At 71.2% G+C, this 15,258-nt stretch carries 18 protein-coding genes; 11 read left to right on the top strand and 7 right to left on the bottom strand.

Annotated features, from left to right (window positions below; all coding sequences use genetic code 11):
- Positions 1–32 precede the first annotated feature (32 nt).
- From caldi_RS10965 to caldi_RS10920, 10 genes are all read left to right on the top strand, one after another.
- Complete coding sequence (locus caldi_RS10965) at positions 33–308, top strand: hypothetical protein (RefSeq protein WP_264841807.1); 276 nt, start codon at positions 33–35, stop codon at positions 306–308.
- Positions 305–1,090: a hypothetical protein gene (locus caldi_RS10960; RefSeq protein WP_264841806.1), complete on the top strand. Its 786-nt coding sequence runs from the start codon at positions 305–307 to the stop codon at positions 1,088–1,090. The genes caldi_RS10965 and caldi_RS10960 overlap by 4 nt, the downstream gene beginning before the upstream one ends.
- The gene (gene ccmA, locus caldi_RS10955; protein ID WP_264841805.1) at positions 1,087–1,773 is read left to right on the top strand and encodes a heme ABC exporter ATP-binding protein CcmA; all 687 of its coding nucleotides are present in this window, start codon (positions 1,087–1,089) and stop codon (positions 1,771–1,773) included. Before caldi_RS10960 ends, ccmA begins: the two co-directional genes overlap by 4 nt.
- Entirely contained in the window at positions 1,770–2,447 is a 678-nt protein-coding gene (locus tag caldi_RS10950; RefSeq protein ID WP_264841804.1) for a heme exporter protein CcmB, read from the top strand. Before ccmA ends, caldi_RS10950 begins: the two co-directional genes overlap by 4 nt.
- 5 nt (positions 2,448–2,452) lie before the next feature.
- The gene (locus caldi_RS10945) at positions 2,453–3,172 is read left to right on the top strand and encodes a cytochrome c biogenesis protein (protein ID WP_264841803.1); all 720 of its coding nucleotides are present in this window, start codon (positions 2,453–2,455) and stop codon (positions 3,170–3,172) included.
- Complete coding sequence (locus tag caldi_RS10940; protein WP_264841802.1) at positions 3,169–3,303, top strand: CcmD family protein; 135 nt, start codon at positions 3,169–3,171, stop codon at positions 3,301–3,303. The genes caldi_RS10945 and caldi_RS10940 overlap by 4 nt, the downstream gene beginning before the upstream one ends.
- Positions 3,296–3,871 (top strand): FixH family protein, encoded by a 576-nt coding sequence (locus caldi_RS10935; RefSeq protein WP_264841801.1) that lies wholly within the window; start codon positions 3,296–3,298, stop codon positions 3,869–3,871. Before caldi_RS10940 ends, caldi_RS10935 begins: the two co-directional genes overlap by 8 nt.
- A 30-nt stretch (positions 3,872–3,901) precedes the next feature.
- Positions 3,902–4,684, top strand: a complete 783-nt coding sequence (locus caldi_RS10930; protein WP_264841800.1) for an urease accessory protein UreH domain-containing protein — start codon at positions 3,902–3,904, stop codon at positions 4,682–4,684.
- 63 nt (positions 4,685–4,747) lie between these two features.
- On the top strand, positions 4,748–6,574 hold the full coding sequence (locus caldi_RS10925) for a GAF domain-containing protein (protein WP_264841799.1): 1,827 nt from the start codon (positions 4,748–4,750) through the stop codon (positions 6,572–6,574).
- Positions 6,543–7,223: a response regulator gene (locus tag caldi_RS10920; RefSeq protein WP_264841798.1), complete on the top strand. Its 681-nt coding sequence runs from the start codon at positions 6,543–6,545 to the stop codon at positions 7,221–7,223. Before caldi_RS10925 ends, caldi_RS10920 begins: the two co-directional genes overlap by 32 nt.
- 83 nt (positions 7,224–7,306) lie before the next feature.
- Here the strand turns inward: caldi_RS10920 and caldi_RS10915 are convergent, their stop codons facing one another.
- From caldi_RS10915 to caldi_RS10885, 7 genes are all read right to left on the bottom strand, one after another.
- A complete protein-coding gene (locus caldi_RS10915; RefSeq protein ID WP_264841797.1) occupies positions 7,307–7,741 on the bottom strand; it encodes a copper amine oxidase N-terminal domain-containing protein in 435 nt (144 codons plus the stop codon).
- A gap of 55 nt (positions 7,742–7,796) precedes the next feature.
- The gene (locus caldi_RS10910) at positions 7,797–8,456 is read right to left on the bottom strand and encodes a hypothetical protein (RefSeq protein ID WP_264841796.1); all 660 of its coding nucleotides are present in this window, start codon (positions 8,454–8,456) and stop codon (positions 7,797–7,799) included.
- The gene (gene nrfD / locus caldi_RS10905; RefSeq protein ID WP_264841795.1) at positions 8,453–9,841 is read right to left on the bottom strand and encodes an NrfD/PsrC family molybdoenzyme membrane anchor subunit; all 1,389 of its coding nucleotides are present in this window, start codon (positions 9,839–9,841) and stop codon (positions 8,453–8,455) included. The genes caldi_RS10910 and nrfD overlap by 4 nt, the downstream gene beginning before the upstream one ends.
- Before the next feature lie 26 nt (positions 9,842–9,867).
- The gene (locus caldi_RS10900) at positions 9,868–10,827 is read right to left on the bottom strand and encodes a 4Fe-4S dicluster domain-containing protein (RefSeq protein ID WP_264841794.1); all 960 of its coding nucleotides are present in this window, start codon (positions 10,825–10,827) and stop codon (positions 9,868–9,870) included.
- A gap of 14 nt (positions 10,828–10,841) precedes the next feature.
- Complete coding sequence (locus tag caldi_RS10895; RefSeq protein ID WP_264841793.1) at positions 10,842–11,300, bottom strand: cupredoxin domain-containing protein; 459 nt, start codon at positions 11,298–11,300, stop codon at positions 10,842–10,844.
- Between the two features lie 186 nt (positions 11,301–11,486).
- A complete protein-coding gene (locus caldi_RS10890; RefSeq protein WP_264841792.1) occupies positions 11,487–12,176 on the bottom strand; it encodes a response regulator in 690 nt (229 codons plus the stop codon).
- A 31-nt stretch (positions 12,177–12,207) separates the two neighbouring features.
- A complete protein-coding gene (locus caldi_RS10885) occupies positions 12,208–14,358 on the bottom strand; it encodes an ATP-binding protein (RefSeq protein WP_264841791.1) in 2,151 nt (716 codons plus the stop codon).
- Between the two features lie 221 nt (positions 14,359–14,579).
- Here caldi_RS10885 and caldi_RS10880 point away from each other — a divergent pair, with 221 nt between their 5' ends.
- Entirely contained in the window at positions 14,580–15,212 is a 633-nt protein-coding gene (locus tag caldi_RS10880; protein ID WP_264841790.1) for a cupredoxin domain-containing protein, read from the top strand.
- Positions 15,213–15,258 lie beyond the last annotated feature (46 nt).

Here is a 15,258-nt window from a genome sequence, read left to right as displayed (position 1 = left end):
GACGTTCCCTGTCTGTGAGGTGAGCCGGAGAGTTGACTTCCTACCTGCCGTACGCGGTGGGCGGGTTCCTCTTCCTGGCCCTCGCCGCCTTCGCCCTGGCCCCCCTGAGGCGCCGGGAGAGCGGCCCCGCCTTCGACGAGGAGCCCCCGGACCCGCTTCAGGAACGGGAGAAGGTCTACGCCCGGCTCGCCGACCTCGAGTACGACTACCGCTCGGGGAAGATGTCCGAGGAGGAGTACCAGACGCTGCGGGAAGCGCTCCTCGAGCAGGCGGCGGCGCTTCTTGACGCGGAGGAGGGGTCCCGATGAGCCGGCGCCGGTCCGGAGTCGCCCTGTTCTTGGCGGCGTTCGCCCTTGTCGTGGCCCCGGCCGTCGCCCGCGCGGGACAAGATGACACCGGCACGCCCCCGGTGCTCGTGCACCTCCGCATGGTGGTGGTCCCCCGGGACGGGGGTTGGTCGGGCATGATCCTGGCGGACTTCCGGAATCCGGGTCCCGGCCGCGTCGACCGTCTGGTCGTGCCGCTGCCGGACGCGGCCCGGCAGGTCGAGGTGGTACTCGGGGGCAGCGAGACCCCCGGGGAGCTGCAGCCGGAAGGCGGAGCCCTGGTGGACCGGCGCGGGCTCGAAGCGGGGGCCGGGCGCCAGATCGGCGTGGCGGTGTCGCTCCCGCCCGGCGACGCGAATCTGTCCCTCGCCTTCCCGGCGGGGGTGGGGCGCTTCGACCTCGCCGTGCCGCAGGGGGCCGAGGTCGAGGCTCCCCGGCTCGTCAACCAGGGGCTCTTCGAGCTGGAAGGCATCCGGTTCGAACTCTATCAGACGCCGGGAACGGTACCACCCGGGACCTCTCTGTCGGTGCAGGTCCGGGCCCCCGCCCCGGGTCCGGCCGACCCGACGAACCCTGCCGGCGGGCTCTCGGAGGCCCCGCCCCTGGCTCCCGGCGAGCGGGAGATTGCCCACGCCCACGGCGGGAACCCGCTCAAGGTCGCGATCAACTTCGCCTTCATCGTCGTGGCCTTCGCGGCGGCGGTCGTCGGGACGCGGCGGTCGGGGCGCCGGCTCCTGGCGCGGGCCGGAGTGAGCCGGCCGTGATCCGCGCCGAGGGGGTCTGGTACCGGGTGGGGCACCAGGTCGTGCTGGCCGGGGTGAGCCTGCACGTGCGTCCGGGCGAGGTGGTGGGCCTGGTGGGACCGAACGGGGCCGGCAAGTCCACATTGATCCGGATCCTGGCGCTCCTCCTCCGGCCGGAGGCGGGTTGCGTCCGGATCGAGGGCCGGGATGCCCGGGAGGACGGAGCGGAGCTCCGCCGGCGGCTCGGGGTGGTCCTGCACGAGTCCCTCCTGTACACGACCCTGACCGTGGCAGAGAACCTGGAGTTCTACGGCCGGCTCTACGGCCTGGGCCGCGCCCAGACGCTCCGCCGGGCGGCCGTCCTTCTGGAGCGGGTGGGGCTACAGCCCCATACCCATCTGCAGGTGGCCCGGCTCTCCCACGGCATGCGGCAGCGTCTCACCCTGGCCCGGGCGCTCCTCCACGACCCACCGGTGCTGCTCCTGGACGAGCCGTTCACGGGGCTCGACGCCGAGGGGGCCGGGGTGCTCCGGGGGCTCCTCCGGGAGCACCGGGACCGCGGCGGGGCGGCTCTGGTGGTCACCCACGATCCGTCCGAGCTCGAGGGGCTGGCCTGTCGCTGGCTCACCCTGCGCGAGGGCCGGCTCGCGGAGGGGCCGGCGGGGTGGGCGCTGCGCGCGCTTGCGGGCGAGGGGTCGAGATGAGCCTCCTGCGAACGGCGCTGGCCATCTGCCGGAAGGACCTGCAGACGGAACTCCGGTCCCGGGAAGTGGTCCCCGTGATGGTGGTGTTCGCGCTGATCGCCGGGGCCCTGTGGAACTTCGCGCTCGACCCGGCAAGAGAGGCGCTGCCGCAAGTCTTTCCGGGTCTCCTGTGGCTCACCGTCTTCTTCGCCGGGATGCTGGGGGTCTACCGGTCGTTCTTCGGGGAGGTTCGGGGCGGCACGCTGGCCGGGCTCATGCTGGCGCCCGTGGACCGGGCGGCGATCTACTACGGCAAGCTCTTCGCCAACGCCGTCCTCCTCCTGCTGCTGGAGGCTGTCGCGGTGCCGGCCTACTTCCTCTTCTTCGACTACCGTCCCGCCGGCCGGCCGCTGGCCCTCGTGCCGGTCCTCCTCCTGGGGACCGTGGGGTTTGCGGCCACGGGGACCCTCCTGGCGGCGCTGGCCGCGGCGACGCGGGCCGGGGAGGCGCTCCTGCCGGTGCTGCTCTTCCCGGTCCTGGTCCCCCTCGTCCTGGGGGTGGTACAGGTCACGCGGGGGGTCCTGGATCCCGGCGCCGTGCAAGACGCCGGCCTGTGGCTGAGGCTTCTGGTCGCTTACGACGCCGCAGCCCTCGCACTGCCGTACGTCCTGTTCGAGTCCCTGGTGGAGGTGTAGGGTCGTTGCGGGAGTCACGGGCGCGCCCGCCGGCCGCGAGTCGGGTCGGTGGGCCACTCCTGGCCCTGGCCGGGGCGGTGGCAATCGTCGCCGGCCTGTACCTGGCACTGGTCCAGGCCCCACGGGACGTGCACCTCGGTGACGTCCAGCGCCTGTTCTACCTGCACGTGGCGGTGGCCTGGAACGGCTTCCTCGCGTTCACGGTGGTCCTCGTGGGCAGCGCGCTCTACCTGGTGACGCGGGACCGGCGGTGGGACCGGCTCGCGTACGCCTCCGGGGAGGTCGGGGTTCTCTTCATGACCCTCGTCCTCGTCACCGGCTCGCTCTGGGCCCGGCCGGTGTGGAACACGTGGTGGACCTGGGACCCGCGCCTCACGACCAGCCTGATCCTCTGGTTCATGTACGTCGGATACCTGCTGATCCGGTCCGCAGCCGAGGGAGACGCCCGCCGGGCGCGGTACGCCGCCGTCTACGGGATCGTGGCGTTCGCCAACGTTCCGGTGGTCCACCTCTCGGTGACCTGGTGGCGCTCGATCCACCCGCTCGTGGTCAGGGAGGGGCAGGTGAACGTAGACCCTCGGATGGTCCCCGCCATGGTCGCCATGACGCTCGCCTTCACCCTGGTCTACGGGTGGTTCCTGCAGCAGCGTGCCCGCCTCGAGGCCGTACGGGAGGCCCTGGCGGCCCTGCGCGCACGGGCGGGCGAGGGGGCGATGTCCGGATGATCTACCTGTTTTTCGGGTACGCGGCGGTATGGGTCCTGCTCTTCGCCTACCTGCTCGTCCTTTCGGCCCGTCAGCGGCGGCTGGAGGAGGAACTGCAGACGGTGCGGGAGAGGCTGGCGCCCCGTGAATGACGCTGCCTTTTCCGCCGGGATGCGGTCCTCTGCCATCCGAGTTGCGCTGGCCGCAGTACTGTGGCTCGGGCTTCTCGTCGCCCCCGCCGGGGCCGGCTCCGCCCGCGCGACCGGCGCCGGAGGGCTCCGGGCGGAGGTCACCGGGGAAGCCATGCAGGACGGCCGCGCGGTCTACACACTGCGACTGACCGATCCGGCCGGCGTTCCCGTCGCCGGCGCCCGGGCCCGGCTGGAAGCGGAACTGCCGGGGGCCGTCTACGCCACCAGCGGCGCCGGACTGAGCGGTCTGGTGGACGGCACGTTCGCGCCGGCGGGGCAGCCGGGCCTCTACCGGGCAGAGGTCCGCTACCCGGCCAGGGGGATCTGGCAGGTGCGCGTCGAAGTGGAGGTAGCCGGGCAGCGGCTGGTCGCCTCGCTCACCGAGAACGTGGGCGGCGTCTGGTCCGAAGAGGCTCGGGGCGCCGTACTGCTGGGCTTCCTCGCCGCGATCACATCCCTCTGGATGGGGCTGTCCGTGCGGCGCCGTTCCGCGGCCGTTCGGGTACCGGGGAAGGGCGGTTCACGGTGAAGCACTGAAAGCCGGGGGGGTTCCGAAACCTTGCTCGAGTCCCTGCGAGAAGTCAGCTGGCAGTGGTACACCGCCCTGAGTCAGGTCGAAGCCCGACTCAGCGACCCGGTCGGGCTCCTGGCCATGCGCCTCAACATCCCGATCCTGTCCGCCTTTCTCTTCGGCGTCCTGGGTAGCCTGGCGCCGTGCCAGATGAGCGCGAACGCCGGCGCCATCGCCTACCTGTCGAGCCGGGCCGGTGGCGGCCGCCGTGTCCTCTGGTCCACGGCGTGGTCCTACGTGCTGGGCAAGGTCGCCGTGTACACGCTCCTGGGGAGCGCCGCCATCCTGCTCGGCCTGCGGCTGCCGACGGCTGCCATGGCGGTGCTGCGCAAGCTCTTCGGCCCCTTCATGGTGCTCTTCGGCCTGCACCTTCTCGGGCTGGTGCGGTTGCGTTTCACCGCCGGCGGCCGGCTGGCGGAACGGTTCGACGCGTGGTTCGCCGCCACGGGCAGGGACCGGGGGGCCGCGGGTTCCTTCGCCCTGGGGGCAACGTATTCCCTTGCCTTCTGCCCGACCATGGCGCTCGTCTTCTTCGGCCTCCTGGTGCCGCTGGGGCTGCGGACCCCCGGCGGGATCGCCCTGCCGCCCGTGTTCGCGGTGGGGACGGCGCTACCGCTCCTCGTGTTCGCCGCGTTTGTCGCCCTCGGAATGGGGCTCGTCTCGGACTGGCACCGCCGCGTGCGTGCGTGGGACCGGTGGCTGCGGGTCGGGGCGGGGGTGGTCTTTCTCCTGTTCGGCCTGAATGACACCATTCTTTACTGGTTTCTGTGACGAGGTTGCGCGACAATCATAGTACGGGGAGGGGGTAGCACACCGGCCGGGGAGGGAAGTCCCGTGAACCTCGCCCAGCTTCGCTGGCTTGTCGGCAGCAGCGCTGTCCTCGGCATCTTTCTCGTGGAGGGCGTCCGCCACACGTATCTGGACCGAGTGACCTCTCCGCTGGTGAGCACGCTCATCGCCAGTGCCTTCCTGGTGCTGGGTGCCGGGGCGTTCACCCACGTGGTCATCGGCTGGATCGGCCGGATGAGCGACCGCCTGGCCCAGCAGCAGCAGAAGCTGAACGCGATCTTCGCGCACAGTTCGGACGCCATCCTCCTGACCGACGCGCAGGGCCGGATCCTCCGGGCGAACCCCGCCGCCGAGCGGCTCACCGGGCGGAGCGAATCGGACCTGACCAGCGTCCACCTGTGGGAGGAGCTGTGCCGTACTCCCGATGGGAGTCCCGTCGGCCCCGAACAGTGTCCGGTGACGGAGGTCGTCCGCACCGGCCGGGCAATCCCCTATCTGGAGGCGACCGTCGCCACCGGCACCGGGCGGCTCCTCCCGGTGACGGCCAGCTTCTCGCCCGTCCCGGGAGAGTCCGGGCAGGTGGTGCAGGTGGCCGTGGTGCTGCGTGACCTCAGCGAGAAGCGGACACTGGAGGCGGAGGTGGCCCGGCTCCTCGCGGAGACGGAGCGGCGGCGGCGCCAGGCGGAGGCGCTGTACGAGATCAGCCGGAGCCTTTCGTCGCTCCTGGATGCGGAGCGGAATCTTGAAGTGCCCCTGGCCCGGGTCCGGGACATGCTCCAGGCGGACGTGGCCGTCTACGGAGTCCTGGACCCGGTCCAGCGGGAGGTGCGCTGCCAGGCCATGAGCGGGTCACGGGACCCGGAGCGGGTGGCCGGGATCCGGCTGCGGCTGGGTCAGGGCGCCCTCGGCCGGGTGGTCAGTTCCGGCCGGCCGCTCCGGACCGAGCGGTTCCCGGAAGACCTGACGGAGTATCCCGACTCCTACCCGCTGCTCCAGGTCGAGGGACTGGTGGCCTGCCTGGCGGTTCCCGTCGGGGCGCGTGGGGAGGTCACCGGGGCGCTCCTGGTGGGCTACCGGCAGCCGCACGCCTTCACGGACGAAGAGGTCCGGTTCCTCGAGAACGTGGCAGGTCAGCTCGGGATCGCCCTCGAGAACACCCGCCTGTACCGTGAGGCCGAGAAGGTGGCGATGCTGGAGGAGCGGGACCGGCTGGCCCGGGAGATCCACGACGGTCTGGCCCAGTCCCTCACGTTCCTGCACCTGCGGCTCGAGGCGCTGTCGCTCCTCGCGCGGTCCGGCCCCGTTCCGGACCTGGCGGGCGAACTCGAGCGCCTGAAGGCCGCCTGCGCCGCAGCCTACGCGGACGTCCGCCAGGCGATCCTCAACCTCAAGCAGCGCCTGCCCGAGGGGACGGACCTGGGCGGATACCTGGCCGAGTACCTGCACGAGTTCGCACAGGCGCACCACCTGGACGTCGAGCTGGTCCTGCCGCCGGCCGCGCTTCCGCCCCTCCCGCCGGCCTCCGAGGCCCACCTCATCCGGATCGTGCAGGAGGCACTCCACAACGTGGTCAAGCACGCGCGGGCGCGGCGTGTCCTGGTGCGGTTCGACGTGCAGCTTTCCGGCCTCCACGTCACCGTGCGGGACGACGGGATCGGCTTCGATCCCGCCGCCGTCCAGGCTGCGGGGCACTTCGGGCTCGGCATCATGCGCGAGCGGGCGGAGAAGGCGGGGGGCGAGCTGACCGTCGAGAGCGAGCCCGGTGCCGGAAGCGAGGTCCGGGTACGGCTTCCGCTGGCCGGACCCTCCGGCCCGGCGACGCCGGAGAGGGGGCAGAACGTTGGAGCCCATACGGATCCTGCTCGTGGATGACCACCAGCTCGTGCGCCAGGGGATCGCCAGTCTCCTTCGCACCCAGCCCGACCTGGAGGTCGTGGGAGAGGCCGCCAGCGGCCAGGAGGCCATCGAGAAGGCGCGGGAACTGATGCCCGACGTCATCCTCATGGACATCCAGATGCCCGGCGGGGATGGCATCACCGCGACGGGGATCATCAAGGCGGAGATGCCGAGCACGAAGGTCCTGATGCTCACCGTCTCCGAGGACAACCAGGACCTGTTCCAGGCGATCAAGCACGGGGCGCAGGGGTACCTCCTCAAGAACCTGCCTGCGGAGCGGCTCTTCGACTCGATCCGGGAGGTGTACCGGGGCTACGCGCCGATCTCGAGCCGCGTCGCGGGCCGGATCCTGTCGGAGGTGGCGTCGGCCCCCGAGCCGCCCGCGGGGGCGCCCCGCCAGGGACTCGCGGCCCTCACTGCCCGGGAGCGCGAGGTCCTCAACCTGGTGGGCAAGGGGCTCACGAACCGGGAGATCGCCCGGGCCCTCTACATCACCGAGAACACCGTCAAGATCCATCTGCGCAACATCCTGGAGAAGCTGCACCTCCAGAACCGGGTCCAGGCAGCGACGTACGCGCAGCGGGAGGGGCTGATCGACCCGCCGGAAGGCGCGGCCGGAGCGTAGCTTACCCACCAGCCGCCCGCATCAAAGCAAGGCCGGCCACCCTTCCGTCGCGGGGAAGGGTGGCCGGCGGCTTCATACGCGTGCTACGGCGTTGAGACCTCCACGTGCTGGCGGTCGCCGTGCCAGGCGACCTTGTAGCCGAGCTTCTCGGCGAGGAAGCGGATGGGCAGCAGGATCTCCCCCTCCCGGTCGCGCGGGCCGGCGTCGATGGCCACCGGCTGCCCGTTGACGGTGGCCGTCTTGTGGTCGCCGACGGTCATGACGATGACGGTATCACCCTTTTTGACCGTCACCTGCTTCGTGGCGGCGTCGTAGGCCATGGAGCCGCCCAGGATGCCGACCAGGTCTTCGCCGTGCACGTAGGTTCGGAAGGACTCGGTGTGGTAGTAGACCGGCTCGTCGAACTCCTTGCCCAGGAAGGTCGCGGTGATCTTGGAGCTTTCCAGGTGGGCCAGGGCGGGCACAGCTGTGAGGACGGTCAGTGCGGCCACGGCGAGACCCAGGGCGAGCTTCCTCATGGGTACGGCCTCCTCTCAGGATGTGATTCGCCACCCGAGGGCAGCGGGTGATGCCTCAGTCCGCGGTGGCTTCCTGCGCGGCCAGGCCAGGATGCCGGCCCTCGGGCACCACCCGGCCCAGCCGGCGGATGCGCCCGAGCGTCCAGAAGACCCAGCCGTACGTGAACCACACGCCCCCGACGACCGTCGCCAGGATGGCGACGAACCACGGGTTCGGATAACGGGTGGTGAGCCCGCCGGGCCGTGCCGGCACGGGTTCGGCGGGGATCGAGAGGGTGGCGCCGGCGCTCGCCGCCGCGAGGCCTGCCCCGCCTGCGAACTGTGCGGTCACGGCCACCTCCTGGCCGGGAGCCACCGGCAGCGCCATCCGGGCGACCCCGGCCCCGTCCGTGGTCGCCGGGCCCAGGTCCAGCTCGCCGAACGTGGTCTTGCGGACGAAGCGGACCTTCGCGCCCTGCACGGGCATGCCCATCGCGTCGGTCAGGCGGGCTTCCGCCACCCCTGTGCCCTTCGCGTCACGCGAGAGGGTGAGCGTGAGCTGCGGGGTCTGAGAGACCGTCGGGGCCACCTCTGCCCCGGCCGGCGGAGCGGCCGGGCTGGTGGATTCCTCCCCTTCGTGCGCCTCGCCGCCGTGCGCGAGCGCCACCCCGCCCAGCCCGACCAGGGTGAGGAGGACGACTGCAACTGCGAGAGAAAGGCCCACTGGCCGCTTCATCCTCGCACCCCCTTTGCGTGCGAATCGGCCACGAGATCCCGAGTCTCCCACATCGACACGATCGGGAAGAGCTTGGAGAACAGGACGTAGAGCAGGACGAAGGTGGCCACGGCGGCGGCGGTGATCGACCACTCCACCCAGGTGGGGCGGTACACGGCGTAGTCGGCGGGGACGTTCTGGATGGGCATGAACGGGTTGGCGAGCGTCGGGGTGATGATGATGTAGCGCTTGAGCCACATGCCGACGTTGGCCACGAACGACCCCAGCACGAGCCCCGTCACCCCCGTCCAGCGGGCGAAGGCCGCGACCACCACCGGCACGAAGGTGAGGGCCATCCCGGTCCAGAACACCCCGGCGAAGCGGCCGACGAACAGGTCGGTGACCAGCCGCCGTTCAGGACCCTTGCCGGTGTAGAACATGGTCAGGTACTCGCTGAACGTGGTGTAGAAGTAGACCAGGCCGACGGCGAGGAGCAGGTAGCCGAGCTTTCGGAAGTGGATCTCCGTGATGTACCGCTCGAGCCGGTACACCCGGCGGAAGATCCACATGGCGACGATGATCGCGGCGATCCCCGAGTAGATCGCGCCGATCACGAAGTACGGGCCGAAGATAGACGAGTGCCAGCCCTCGCGCATCGTCATGCTGAAGATGTAGGAGACGACGGTGTGGACGCTCACGGCGACCGGCATGATCACGATGGCCATCACGGAGATGGTCTTCTCGAGGAGCCGGTGCTGCTCGGGCGTGTCCCGCCAGCCCAGGGACAGGGCCCGGTAGACGCGCGCCAGGATGGGGCGCCGGGTCTCCAGGTGCGGGTAGAGGGCAGCCAGGTCCGGGATCATCGGCAAGTACAGGTAGACCAGGCTGCCGAACAGGTAGGTCGTCACGGAGATGACGTCCCACAGGAGCGGCGACTGCAGCCGGCCGTGGAGGAAGAGGTTGAAGAGGCGTTCGGGCCGGCCCAGGTCGATGATCACCATGGGGGCGCCCACGAGGAGCGCCACGCCCGTGATGACCTCGGCCATCCGGGTGATCGGCCGTCGCCAGTCGGCCCCGGTCACCCGCAGGATGGCGGAGATGAGGGTTCCGGCGTGGCTCACGCCGATGAAGAACACGAAGTTGGTGATGTAGAGCCCCCACGAGAAGTAGCTCCGCAGGCCGGTGACGATCAGGCCGTACTTGAGCTGGTTGAGGTATGCGACGAGGCCCCAGACGATGGTCCCGACGAGCACGCCCAGCAGGACGTAGAAGCCGGTGCCGCTCCGCACCACCGGGAGCAGCAGCTCCGGGACGCCGGCCTCCTCGGGCTCCGGAGCCGGCCGGGTTCCGACAGGCAGCTGCACGGTCGCTCCGGCAGCGTCGAAACGCACGGTGCCTTCCTTCATGCCGTGCCCTCCTCACGTGGCCGGCGTCAGACCCGGGCCGGGGACTCGGCCGGCGGCGGGTAGCGGCGGCCCCGCGGCGGCAGGTAGTACACCCGCGGCTCGGTGCCGAGTTCCTCCTGGTACCGGTAAGCGCCCTGCTCCAGGATCTCGGAGAGCTTCAGGGTCTCCCCGATCCGGTTCGTCACGGCGTCCTCGTTCCGATCGCCGAAGTAGATCGCGTCCATCGGGCAGGCGGCGGCGCAGGCGGGGAGCTTGCCCTGCCGGGTCAGCGTCGGGCAGAACAGGCACTTCTCGGCGACGCCCCGGCGGTGCGGGGTGTTCATCTCGATGTTGTACGGCTCGGCCTTCTCCTCAGGCGACTCCGGCGGCTCGCCCCAGTTGAAGTACCGGGCCGAGTACGGGCAGGCGGCGAGGCAGAAACGGCACCCGATGCACCGGTCCTGGTCGATCAGGACGATGCCGTCCTCCCGCTTGAAGGTCGCGCCCACCGGGCACACCTTCACGCACGGCGGGTTGTCGCACTGCATGCACACCCGGGGGAACCAGTACGGGGTGCCGTCCTCGCTGTCCTTGAGCTTGAAGATCTTGATCCACTCTTGCCCCGGTGGCACGCGGTGGAACGCGCCACACGCCACCTGGCAGTCGCCGCACCCGTTGCAGCGAGCGAGGTCGATGACCATCACCCACTGCTTGGTCGCCGGCACGTGGTACGGAAAGCCCCGATGGTTGTGGGTGTTTCCCGCCTCGGGCGGGTTGCCTGTCTCCGCGGCCTGGGCCACCCCCGCCCCCCAGCGGATGAGGCGGCCGGTGTTCGACGCGTCGGCGGTGAAGGCGAACCCCTCGCCCGAGAGCCCGATCGGGGACGTGGCGACGCCGGCCGCTTCGTGTGCGGCCAGGTCCACCTTGGGCAACAGGGTGCTGGCGGCCACGCCTGCCCCTGCTGCAGCCAGACGGCCCAGGAACCGGCGCCGGGATACGTCCGTCATGACAGCGACGCCCCCTACGGCAGGACGAGGAGCTGACCCGTCTGCCGGTCGTGGTCCTTTCCGCAATCCTTGTTGGAACACTTGAACTCGAAGACGCCGGGCTTGTCGGGGGTGAACGTGAACGTCTTCTCCTCCCCCACCTGGATCGCCGGGACGTCGATGCCGAAGGCGGTCAGGGCGAAACCGTGCGGGTACTTGGCGCAGTCGACGTCCGCGTTCAGCACGCGGAGGGTGATCGGGTCACCGACCCGCGCCACCAGCGTGCCAGGCGTCCACCGGTGCACCTCGTTCTCCTCGCCCCCGAACATCACCATGGTGACGGTGAATTGCCGCTCCGTCGGGGGACCCGGCGGCAGCAGCGGGGCGGCGGACCCGGGGGACGCCTGGACCCGGTTCTGGGTCAGGGCGAATGCCCCGGCCGCTGTCCCCATCACCACGCCGAACGCCGCCAGGAAAGCGGCCACGTTTCGCACGGGACGATACCTCCTCCGTCTCCTGAAGCTCGGCCCCCGGGCCGGCTCACTTCCTTTCTACCGGGGGGCAGGCACGGGGCCCATTCCCGGGGTGGGCGATCTTGCCGGGGCAAAAGTGAAGGGGGCCATCCTGGTTCAGATGACCCCCTGAACGCCCTGGAATGGTACAGATGAACCACGCTAGCCCTAGACCGGTCCGGGCCCCCGCGGCCCGGGGTCGGCAGGTGGCGCTGCCAGACCGCGCTGGAGAGCGTAGGCGGCCGCCTCCACCCGATTCCGCAGGTGCAGCTTCTCCAGGACACTGCGGAGGTGGTTGCGAACCGTGTACTCGCTGATCCCCAGCCGGGCGGCCACCTCCTTGTTGGCGAGACCCTGGGCGACCAGCGCCAGCACCTCCTGCTCCCGGGGAGAGAGCACCTCCTCGTCACGCTCCCGGACGTCCGGGCGCGGGCCTCCGCTGATCTCCTGGATGATCCGCGCCGCCATGGCCGGTGCGATCGGGGCCTCGCCCCGGTAGGCGCTGTGCACCATGGCGCAGAGGTCCCGGGGCTCCATGCGCTTGAGGAGGTAACCCTGGGCTCCTGCCTTCACCGCCTCGAAGAGGTCCTCGTCGTCTTCGGAAACGGTGAGCACGACGATCCGCACGGAGGGCATCTCCTGCTTGATGATCCGGGTCGCGCGCAGGCCGTCGCACCCGGGCATGCGGATGTCCATGAGGACGACGTCCGGCCGGAGCGCCCGCGTGAGCTCGATCGCCTCCAGACCGTCGCTCGCCTCGCCCACGACCTCGATCTCCGGATCGCCGGCCAGCAGCGCGGCGATACCCCGCCGCACCAGCGTGTGGTCGTCCACCAGACAGACCCGGATGGTCCCCACTGGGGCCGCCTCCCTTCCTCAGGACAACGAGTCAGTGAACGAGCGGCATGGCGATGTGGACCCGGCAGCCGGCGCCGGGCGCGGTGTCAATCTCCAGGTGCCCCCCGACGCTCTCCGCACGCTCTCGCATCGTGGCAAGGCCGTAGTGACCGTCCTGCCCGGCCTTCGCACCGGGCTCGAACCCGACGCCGTTGTCCTCCACCACCACGTGGACGGAGTCCCCGCGGGCCTCCACGCGCACCCAGACCTGCGTGGCGGCGGCGTGCTTCGCCACGTTGGTGAGGGCCTCCTGGACGATCCGGACGAGCTGCGCCTCGGCCTCGGGCGCCAGGGCGACCCGCCCCAGGGTCTCCCCGGCGAGTTCGGCGCGGACGCCGGTACGGGTGGTGAAATCCCGGACGTAGCCCGCGAGCGCCGACAGGAGACCCGCGCGGTGCGGGCGGCCGGTCCGGAGGCCGAAGATGGCCCACCGGACCTCGTCGTAGCTGGCGGAGGCGACCCGGGCCAGGTCGTCGAGGTCGGCCCACAGCGCCGGTTCCCGGTCCTGCGGGTAGCGGTCCTGGAGGAGACGCAGCCGGGAGTACATGTAACCGAGCGACTGCGCCACGCTGTCGTGCATCTCCCGTGCGATGCGGTCCCGCTCCTCGTACACCGCCAGCGTCTTCACGTTCTCGTAAAGGCGCGCGTTCTCGATGGCGATCGCAGCCTGGTTTGCGAGTCCGGCGAGGAGCCGCGACTCCACGGGGCCGACCGGGTTCTGCCCCCCCGCGCACAGGAAGCCGATGGTCCGGTTGCCGGCCGACAGGGTCGCCGACGCCCGCTGGGGTAGCCACGCGACCGCCGGAGCGGGGCACCCCGCGCACAGCGCGGTGTCGGGTCTGCGAGCGGTCTCCACCGCGCCTTCTGTCTGGAGCCGCCCGCCCGGGTCGCTGGCGGCCGCCACGCGCAGGCTACCGTCCTCCTCGAGGCAGAGCACGGCGACCTCGGCCCCGAGCAGGGTGCGGGCCTGGTCGACGACCGTCTGCAGGATGGTTTCCAGGTCGAGCGACGAGAGGATCTCGCTCCCCACGCGGTACAGCGCCGCGGCCTCCTGCTCGCGCCGCTTCGCCTCCTCCAGGGCCCGCTGCAGCTCCTCCCGGGCTTCCCGCAGGCGGAGTCGCATGGTTTCGAACGCCTCTCCCAGGGTGCCGATCTCATCCCTGCGCTCCACCCGGACGGGCTCGTCCAGGTTCCCCCGGGCGACCTCCTGGGCTGCCCGGGTGAGGCGAGCCAGGGGCTCGATGACCGCGCCGGTGTCCCACCAGGAGTAGAGGATGGCGAGCAGCACGGCCGCAGCGCCGAAGAGGATGAGGAGCCAGCGCAGCCGGCTCACCGGCGCCATGGCCTCCCGTTCGGCCTGGCCCACGCTGACCGCCCAGGGGGCGACGCGCAGCGGGGCCGCGGCCATGACGTGGGGGAGCGTGTCCCCGGCTCCGTCATCGGTCCGGCCGATCTGGGGCATCCCTGACCGGATGAGTGCAGAGAAGAACTCGGGGTGCTCGTCCCGTGTATACGGAGGGATCGGCCCGGTGCTTGCCAGGACCCAACCGTCCCCATCGACCAGCACCACGTGGGCGGTGTTGCCTCCGGGGAGCGTGCCGGCCAGGAAGGGCTCCAGGCCGCGCGCGCCGAGGTCGATCACGCCTGCGAGCACGCCGGCCGGCCGGCCGCCGGCCCCGGGTACCGGCTCGAGCACCGCCACCACGGGCTGGCCCGCCGGCGTGCGCGTGAGGTCGGTCCACGCCGTCCGGCCCGCGCGCAGTGCGGTCTGGAAGGCCTGCGTACCGACCAGAGTCCCGGCCAGCGCCGGCGCATCACCGCCGGACCGGCCCGGGCTGTACCAGAGCACCCGGCCGTCCTGGTCGAGCCGCAGGATTCCCAGGTTGAAGATCTGCACCGCCAGGGGCCGGACCGGTTCGGTGCCCGCCAGCGCGCGGAGGCGGCCGAGGTCGGCGGCGAGGGCGGCGTCGAGCCTGGATGCCGCCAGTTCCGCTACGCGCAGGCGTTCCCGCATGACGTCCTCTGCCTGGTGGTGGAGGATCCGTGTCGCCACGCCGCCGAGCGAAAGGAGGAGCACGGCCACGGCCACGGCGGCCGAGACCATGATGCGGACGCGCAGGCTGGGGAGGCGGACCAAGGGCATCGCGACCCCCTCCTCGCCTGGACCATACCTTTTGTTACGACTCATCCTAAGCGGGACGGGAGATTCCAGCCATACTCCGAACGGGTGAGCCGCCATCACCCGGATGGGGGATCGGGGCGTTCACGAAATCTCCACACGGGATCCACACGGTCCGTACACCCCGGGGGTATGATGAGGGCACGAAACGGCAAGCAGCCGGACAGCGAACAGGAGGATGCCCGATGACGCGCAAGCAGCGGTGGATCATCTTTGGCGGTGCCGCCGCCCTGGTGGTGGCCGGCGCCCTCACCCTTGCCCGTGCACCGGTGGCGGCGGCGGCGTGGGGCCCCGGTCCCGGCCGGTGGGGCTTCATGATGGGCCCGTGGTGGGGCTCCGGCGATGCGGCCAACGTGGAACCGGACGTCTTCCGCCAGATGGGCCGGATGCACGCCCAGGTCCACGGCGGCGACCCGGAGGCGGCCGCCCAGTGGATGGCGGGCATGCACGCCGCGATGTGGGGCGGGTACGGCCCGTGGGGGTCCGGCGGGACGGACCAGGTTCCCGATGCCCCGGCGCAGCCCGGCGCGGCGAAGGTCGAAGTGACCGCGACGATCACCGAGTGGAAGATCGAGCCAGCGGAGATCGAGGTGGAGGCGGGCAAGCGGCTGGTCCTCACCGTCAAGAACGAGGGGACGGTCCCGCACAACTTCGCCATCCCGGAGCTCAACCTGCGGCTGGTGGGCATCGCCCCCGGCGCCAGCCGCACCGTGGAACTGAACGCCGATGAACCCGGTACGTACGAGTTCCTCTGCGACATCCCGGGTCACGCCCAGCTCGGGCAGCGGGGCACGCTGAAGGTCGTCAAGGCGGAGTAGGCAGAGCGAGGGGAGAAGACGGGGCCGCCGCCCGGCAGCGGGCGGC

Origin of the sequence: Caldinitratiruptor microaerophilus (genome assembly GCF_025999835.1) — a bacterium.
GTDB lineage: Bacteria > Bacillota > Sulfobacillia > Symbiobacteriales > ZC4RG38 > Caldinitratiruptor > Caldinitratiruptor microaerophilus.
Note: the sequence above shows the minus strand (reverse complement) of the source record. Positions and strands in the feature narration are given on the sequence as shown.

What these genes read in the sequence shown, in the direction of transcription:
- caldi_RS10960 (WP_264841806.1), top strand. Translation starts at nt 305, where the DNA reads ATGAGCCGGCGCCGGTCCGGAGTCGCCCTGTTCTTGGCGGCGTTCGCC.
- caldi_RS10950 (WP_264841804.1), top strand. Translation starts at nt 1,770, where the DNA reads ATGAGCCTCCTGCGAACGGCGCTGGCCATCTGCCGGAAGGACCTGCAG.
- caldi_RS10940 (WP_264841802.1), top strand. Translation starts at nt 3,169, where the DNA reads ATGATCTACCTGTTTTTCGGGTACGCGGCGGTATGGGTCCTGCTCTTC.
- caldi_RS10915 (WP_264841797.1), bottom strand. Translation starts at nt 7,741, where the DNA reads ATGAGGAAGCTCGCCCTGGGTCTCGCCGTGGCCGCACTGACCGTCCTC.
- caldi_RS10910 (WP_264841796.1), bottom strand. Translation starts at nt 8,456, where the DNA reads ATGAAGCGGCCAGTGGGCCTTTCTCTCGCAGTTGCAGTCGTCCTCCTC.
- nrfD (WP_264841795.1), bottom strand. Translation starts at nt 9,841, where the DNA reads ATGAAGGAAGGCACCGTGCGTTTCGACGCTGCCGGAGCGACCGTGCAG.
- caldi_RS10900 (WP_264841794.1), bottom strand. Translation starts at nt 10,827, where the DNA reads ATGACGGACGTATCCCGGCGCCGGTTCCTGGGCCGTCTGGCTGCAGCA.
- caldi_RS10885 (WP_264841791.1), bottom strand. Translation starts at nt 14,358, where the DNA reads ATGCCCTTGGTCCGCCTCCCCAGCCTGCGCGTCCGCATCATGGTCTCG.
- caldi_RS10880 (WP_264841790.1), top strand. Translation starts at nt 14,580, where the DNA reads ATGACGCGCAAGCAGCGGTGGATCATCTTTGGCGGTGCCGCCGCCCTG.